Here is a 6,404-nt window from a genome sequence, read left to right as displayed (position 1 = left end):
GGGGGGCTTTGGGGGGGGCCCCCCCCGGCGGCGCGGGGGGGGGGGGGGGGGGGGGGGGGCGGGGGGGGGGGGGGGGGGGGGGGGCCCCCCGCCCCCCCGGCAGGGCTCCGTCACCCCCGCCGCACCGCCGCTCCCGGCACCCCCGCCCCCGCCAGCAGCTCCGCCACGATCCCCGGGCCGTCCAGCGTCAGCACCGACTCCGGATGGAACTGCACCGACGCGAACCCCGCGCCCCGCAGCGCGTGCACCTCCCCGCTCGCCGCCTCCCGGCTCACCTCGACGCCCCGCGCGGCCAGCCGCGCCGCCGCCGCGTCGTCGCAGTGCGCGGTGAAGCTGTTGTAGAAGCCCACCGTCTCCTCCCGGCCGAACAGCTCGATACGCGTCTGGAGACCCTGGTACGGAACCCGCTTGCGTACGGTCCCCAGCCCCAGCTCCGCCGCCAGCAGCTCATGTCCCAGACAGACCCCGAGCACCGCGTGGCGCCGGCCGCCGGGCGCGTCCAGCAGCTCCGCCGCCAGCCCGCGCAGCAGCCGCATCTTCGGGTCCGCCGGGTCCGCCGGGTCGCCGGGTCCGGGACCCAGCACCACCGGCCCCACGCCGTCCGCGTGCCCGAGCGCCGCCTCCCGCAGCCCCGCCTCGTCGTACGCCCGTACGGTCACGGCCAGCCCCGAGGAGCGCAGGAGGTGCGCCAGCATCGCGGTGAAGGTGTCCTCGCCGTCCACGATCAGCGCGTGCCCCGACAGCGCCCCGGTGGTCTCCCGCATCCGCAGCCAGAACGGCGCGAGATCCGCGCGCCGGGCGTCCAGCGCCGCCCGTACCCGCGGGTCGTCGGCGAGCCGGGGCCGCGCCGACTCCGCGCGCGGGCGCCCAGGCCGTACGCCCAGCGCCGCCAGCACCCCCGCCGCCTTGGCGTGCGTCTCGGCGACCTCGCTCTCCGGCCGGGAGTGGCGTACGAGCGTGGCCCCGACCGGGACCCGCAGCGCGCCGTCGGCGCCGATGTCGGCGGTACGGATCAGGATCGGCGAGTCGAGGGTCCGGGCCCCGCCGGAGTCCCGCCCGAGGAGCGCGAGCGCGCCCGCGTAGTAGCCGCGCCCGCCCTCCTCGTGGCGCTCGATGACCCGGCAGGCGTTCCGCACCGGCGAGCCCGTGACCGTCGCCGCGAACATCGTCTCCCGCAGCACCTCGCGCACATCGAGCGAGGAGCGTCCGCGCAGCTCGTACTCGGTGTGCGCGAGGTGGGCCATCTCCTTGAGCCGGGGGCCGATCACCACGCCGCCCCGGTCGCCGACGGTGCACATCATCTTCAGCTCCTCGTCGACGACCATGGAGAGCTCGTCGGTCTCCTTGCGGTCGCCCAGGAACTCCAGCAGCGCCTCGGGCTCCGGGCCCCCGGCCGGATAGCGGAAGGTCCCGCTGATCGGGTTCATCACGACGGTCCCGCCGCTCATCCGGACATGCGCCTCGGGGCTGGCCCCCACGAGCGTGCGCCCGCCGGTGTGGACGAGGAACGTCCAGTACGCCCCCTGCTCCCCGACGAGCAGCCGCCGGAAGAGCGCGAGCGCGTCGGCCCGGCCGAAGCCGGGGATCCGGCCCTCGAAGGTGCGCCGGATCACGAAGTTCGCGCCCTCGCCCCGGCCGATCTCCTCGTCGACGACCCGCCGCACGATCTCCGCGTACCGCTCGTCGTCGATGTCGAAGGCGCCGCCCTCGACCCGTACCGCGTGCGCGGGCAGCCGGTCGAGCACCTCGCCCAGGGGCAGCTCGTACGTCTCGTCCGCGACCAGCACGGCCAGCGGCGTCCCGTCGTCCCGTACGTCGAAGCCGCGCTCCCTGATCTGCCGGAACGGCACCAGGGCCAGCGCGGTGCGGTCACCCGCCGGGAGATCGGCGAGCCGCTCCGCCTCGTGCACGGGGCCGATCAGCAGCTCCACGGTGTCGTGGTCCCGGCCGGGGGTGCGGCGGCGCAGCAGGGCGAACGGGGGGCAGCCGTCGTCCAGCAGCCGGTCGATCATGTCGCTCGTGGACGGGCGGGTACGGGGGCCGGCGTCGGTACGGGAGCCGGTGCCGTCGCCTGTGTCGGTGTTCATCTGCGGTGTTCCTTCCGGAGGAGGGGGGAGGAACGGCCCGCTTCCCCGGCCGGGAACCTGGTGTCCGGACCCGGAGAACACTGAAGGCCGCCCCTCGGGCGGCCTTCGCGATGCGTGGTGCGCGCGTCAATCAGAGGGCCGCCGGGTAAGGGGGCCACCACCAGGTCTGATGCGAGCGCGCGAACATGAGCGGCACATTAGCGCATGCGCCGGGGCAGCGGTCTGTTCCACACTGTGAGCGCCGCGCCGACCGGTGCGCCCGACCACGTAATCTGGAGCGCGTGACAGTGAACGCTGAGAACTCCGCCGCCCATGTGCCGTCCTGGCAAGATCTTCCCGCTGCCCAGCAGCCGGAGTATCCGGACCGGGAAGCCCTGCGTGAGGTCGTGGCCGAGCTGGAGAGCTATCCGCCGCTGGTCTTCGCGGGCGAGTGCGACCAGTTGCGCGCCCGTCTGGCGGCCGTCGCCAAGGGGGAGGCGTTCCTGCTCCAGGGCGGTGACTGCGCCGAGGCGTTCGACGCCGTCTCCGCGGATCACATCAGGAACAAGCTGAAGACCCTCCTCCAGATGGGCGCGGTCCTCACGTACGCCGCGTCCGTGCCGGTGGTGAAGGTCGGCCGGATCGCCGGGCAGTACTCGAAGCCGCGCTCCAAGGGCACCGAGACCCGCGACGGTCTGACCCTGCCGACGTACCGGGGCGACTCGGTCAACGGCTTCGCCTTCGACGAGAAGTCCCGGATCCCCGACCCCGAGCGCCTCAAGCGGATGTACCACGCGTCCGCCGCGACGCTGAACCTGGTGCGCGCCTTCACCACCGGCGGCTACGCCGACCTGCGCCAGGTGCACGCCTGGAACCAGGACTTCGTGAAGTCGTCCCCGTCCGGCCAGCGTTACGAGCAGCTCGCCCGCGAGATCGACAACGCGCTGAACTTCATGAAGGCGGCGGGCACCGACCCGGCCGAGTTCCGCACCGTCGAGTTCTACGCCTCGCACGAGGCGCTGCTGCTGGACTACGAGTCGGCGCTGACCCGGGTCGACTCCCGGACCGGCGGGCTCTACGACGTCTCGGGCCACATGGTGTGGATCGGTGAGCGCACCCGTCAGCTCGACGGCGCGCACATCGAGTTCGCGTCGAAGATCAAGAACCCGATCGGGATCAAGCTCGGCCCGACGACCACTGTCGACGAGGCGCTGACCTACATCGACCGCCTCGACCCGGACCGCGAGCCCGGCCGGCTGACCTTCATCGTCCGGATGGGCGCCGACAAGGTCAGGGACAAGCTCCCCGAGCTGGTCGAGAAGGTGACCGCCTCCGGCGCCACGGTGGCCTGGGTGACGGACCCGATGCACGGCAACACCTTCGAGGCGGCCTCCGGTCACAAGACCCGCCGCTTCGACGACGTGCTCGACGAGGTCAAGGGCTTCTTCGAGGTCCACAAGGGGCTCGGCACGCATCCGGGCGGCATCCATGTCGAACTGACCGGTGACGATGTCACCGAGTGCGTGGGCGGCGGCGACGAGATCTTCGTCGACGATCTCCACCAGCGCTACGAGACGGCCTGCGACCCGCGGCTCAACCGCAGCCAGTCGCTGGACCTGGCCTTCCTGGTGGCGGAGATGTACCGCGACCAGTAGGGACCAGTAGCTCGTCAGGGGCGGAAACGCGACGCCGGTGGGGCACGGATCGAATGTGATCCGTGCCCCACCGGCGTTTCCCGGACTTTTCCGAATCGGACAGGGCGGGTAAGGTTAGGTTAGCCTCACCGACCTGGTCGGGGGCGGCCCAGTCAGGAACGATCCCGCCGGGAGGTGAACCGCGTGTACGTCTGCTCATGTTTCGGGATCACCGAGACGCAGGTGAGGGAACACGCGGCCGCCGGTGCCTGCACGCCCCGCCAGATCGCGTCGGCCAGTAAGGCCGGCACCGACTGCGGCTCGTGCGTACGGCAGATCCAGTCGCTCCTGGGACGTGGCGGATGCCCCCGGCGTGAGCTGCTGGAGCAGAGCACCCCGGCCCTCGGGGAAGTCGGCGCCCCGGCTGTCGCCGCGATCGCGGCCGTCCTGCCCGAGGCCGCGTAGCGCTCGCTGTTAGCTGTCCGGCTGGCTGTTAGCTGTCCGGCTGCTCGATGAGCTGCGCGATGTAGAGCGGTTCACCGAGTTTCTCGATCAGCTCCAGTTGGGTGTCGAGATAGTCGATGTGATGCTCCTCGTCCTCCAGGATCGATTCGAAGATGCCCTTGGACGTGTGGTCGCCCTTGGTGCGCATCACGTCGATACCGCGCTTGAGGCGGTCGATCGCCTCCACCTCGACCTGCCGGTCCGCCTGGAACATCTCGGTGACCGTCTGGCCGACCCGGACGTGGAAGAGCCGCTGGTAGTTCGGCAGCCCCTCCAGGAACAGCAGCCGGTCGGTGAGGAGTTCGGCGTGCTTCATCTCGTCGAACGACTCGGCCCTGGTGTACTTGGCGAGCTTCGTCCAGCCGAAGTTCTCCTGCATTTTCGAGTGGAGAAAGTACTGGTTGATCGCGGTCAGTTCGGCGGTCAACTGCTCATTGAGGAATTCAATGACCTCGGGGTCGCCCTGCATCGCGCAGACTCCTTCCAAGCCGGTGACGGAGCAGAATGCGCGCATCCTCGCACCGTGATCAGGAGGCCGTCCAGTAAGTGCACGCTTAGTAGGAGTTGCCGGAATCGACGTGTGCCTGGTCATCACCACCCCTCCCGGTCTGTCACCATGGAAGGCATGGGTCAGCCGGAGAGCCTGGAGCGCCGGGAGCCGGAAGAGTCCGAGCTACCGCCCGGACAGCGGCTGCAGCGCGGCTGGCCGGTCACCCATTACGGCCCCGTACCGAAGTTCCGGCAGGAACGCTGGGAGTTCCGGGTCTTCGGCGCCACGGCCGACGGTGACAAACACTGCTGGAACCACGAGGAGTTCTCGGCTCTGCCGTTCTCCACGGTGGTCGCGGATCTGCACTGCGTCACAAAATTCAGCATGGTGGGGGCCGAATGGGGCGGGGTGCCCGCCCGTACGATCGCGGAACTCGCACCACCGGCGCCGAACGTCACGCATGTGATGGTCTGGGCCGAGTACGGCTTCAGCTCGAATCTGCGGCTCGCGGACTTCGTCTCCGACCGCACGATCTTCGCCACCCACAAGGACGGCGAATTGCTCACCGCCGAACATGGATTTCCGGTGCGGCTCATCGTTCCGCAGCTCTACGCCTGGAAGGGCCCCAAATGGGTCCGCGGCGTGGAATACATGACCGCCGACCGCCGCGGTTTCTGGGAGGAACGCGGCTACCACAATGTCGGCGACCCCTGGTCCGAGCAGCGCTACTCCTACCAGGAGGTCCCGGGCGACGGCCCGGAGCTGTGACGGCGCGCGGGAACCCTGCCGCTGCCCCCACCCCTGCTGCTGCCCCTGCTGGGTGACGGCGCGCGGATCCTTGAGGCCGGTGGCTCAGCCGTCGCGCAGCTTCTTCAGCCGCGCCACGTCCGCCGCGTGCCCTTCCTTGCCGCCCGGCGTCTCGATCACCAGCGGTACGTTCGCGGTCGCCGGATGCGAGAACAGCTCGCGGAACGGCTCCTCCCCGATATGGCCGGCGCCGATGTTCTCGTGCCGGTCCTTGTGCGCGCCCGCCACGTCCTTCGAGTCGTTGGCGTGGATCAGCTTGAGCCGGCCTTCACCGACCGTGTCCACCAGGAGGTCCAGCGTCTGCCGCATCCCGTGCGGTCCGGCCAGATCGTGCCCCGCCGCGAAGATGTGGCAGGTGTCCAGGCAGATCCCCAGCTTGGGGTGGGAGTCCAGCGCCTCGAAGTACGGGCCGAAGTCCCAGGTCCGCGAGCAGAGCGAGGAGCCCTGGCCCGCCGTCGACTCCAGCAGCAGGAACGGGTCGTCGTCATGGGTCAGCTCGTCCAGGAGCGGCAGCATCCGCTCCCGTACCTGCGCGAGCGCCACCTCGCGCGGCCGGCCGCCCGTCGCGGACCCGGTGTGCACGACCACGCCCAGCGCGCCGATCTCCCGCCCGCGCCGCAGACTGTGGCGCAGCGACTCCACGGACTTCTCGGCGGTCGCCTCCGTGTGCGAGCCGAAGTTGATCAGATACGGGGCGTGCACATAGGCGGGCATCTCCGCCGCCTCGCACGCGGCGCGGAACTGCTCGTCCTGCGCCGGATTCCCGGCGGGCGTCGCCCAGCCGCGCGGATTGGCCGCGAAGACCTGGACGGTCTCCGCGCCCAGCTCGCGCGCGTACGCCAGACCGGTCGTGGCGAGCCCGCCGGCCACGGGGACATGGCCACCGACAGGGTTGCGCATCTG

The 6,404-nt window shown here is 71.0% G+C and carries 6 protein-coding genes; 3 read left to right on the top strand and 3 right to left on the bottom strand.

Annotated features, from left to right (window positions below):
* Window positions 1–110: 110 nt before the first annotated feature.
* Window positions 111–2,012 (bottom strand): anthranilate synthase family protein, encoded by a 1,902-nt coding sequence (locus ACIO3P_RS35650; RefSeq protein WP_401850851.1) that lies wholly within the window; start codon window positions 2,010–2,012, stop codon window positions 111–113.
* Between the two features lie 356 nt (window positions 2,013–2,368).
* Between ACIO3P_RS35650 and ACIO3P_RS35645 the strand changes: the two genes are divergently transcribed.
* Together ACIO3P_RS35645 and ACIO3P_RS35640 are read left to right on the top strand one after the other, a co-directional pair.
* Complete coding sequence (locus ACIO3P_RS35645; RefSeq protein ID WP_329826003.1) at window positions 2,369–3,721, top strand: class II 3-deoxy-7-phosphoheptulonate synthase; 1,353 nt, start codon at window positions 2,369–2,371, stop codon at window positions 3,719–3,721.
* Window positions 3,722–3,895: 174 nt separating this feature from the next.
* The gene (locus ACIO3P_RS35640; protein WP_401850399.1) at window positions 3,896–4,165 is read left to right on the top strand and encodes a bacterioferritin-associated ferredoxin; all 270 of its coding nucleotides are present in this window, start codon (window positions 3,896–3,898) and stop codon (window positions 4,163–4,165) included.
* A 28-nt stretch (window positions 4,166–4,193) separates the two neighbouring features.
* Here ACIO3P_RS35640 and bfr read toward each other — a convergent pair whose 3' ends face one another.
* A complete protein-coding gene (bfr, locus tag ACIO3P_RS35635; protein ID WP_329826005.1) occupies window positions 4,194–4,673 on the bottom strand; it encodes a bacterioferritin in 480 nt (159 codons plus the stop codon).
* 156 nt (window positions 4,674–4,829) lie between these two features.
* Between bfr and ACIO3P_RS35630 the strand changes: the two genes are divergently transcribed.
* Window positions 4,830–5,462: a sulfite oxidase-like oxidoreductase gene (locus ACIO3P_RS35630; protein ID WP_329826006.1), complete on the top strand. Its 633-nt coding sequence runs from the start codon at window positions 4,830–4,832 to the stop codon at window positions 5,460–5,462.
* Between the two features lie 84 nt (window positions 5,463–5,546).
* Here ACIO3P_RS35630 and ACIO3P_RS35625 read toward each other — a convergent pair whose 3' ends face one another.
* The gene (locus tag ACIO3P_RS35625) at window positions 5,547–6,401 is read right to left on the bottom strand and encodes a deoxyribonuclease IV (protein ID WP_329826007.1); all 855 of its coding nucleotides are present in this window, start codon (window positions 6,399–6,401) and stop codon (window positions 5,547–5,549) included.
* Between the last annotated feature and the right edge of the window lie 3 nt (window positions 6,402–6,404).

This window comes from Streptomyces sp. NPDC087310, assembly GCF_044744405.1.
Taxonomy (GTDB): Bacteria; Actinomycetota; Actinomycetes; order Streptomycetales; family Streptomycetaceae; genus Streptomyces.
This window is presented reverse-complemented; position numbering and strand designations above follow the sequence as displayed.

Bases quoted from the DNA above. Each gene is read 5' to 3' on its own strand.
- ACIO3P_RS35650 (WP_401850851.1), bottom strand. From the start codon at position 2,012: ATGATCGACCGGCTGCTGGACGACGGCTGCCCCCCGTTCGCCCTGCTG.
- bfr (WP_329826005.1), bottom strand. From the start codon at position 4,673: ATGCAGGGCGACCCCGAGGTCATTGAATTCCTCAATGAGCAGTTGACC.
- ACIO3P_RS35630 (WP_329826006.1), top strand. From the start codon at position 4,830: ATGGGTCAGCCGGAGAGCCTGGAGCGCCGGGAGCCGGAAGAGTCCGAG.
- ACIO3P_RS35625 (WP_329826007.1), bottom strand. From the start codon at position 6,401: ATGCGCAACCCTGTCGGTGGCCATGTCCCCGTGGCCGGCGGGCTCGCC.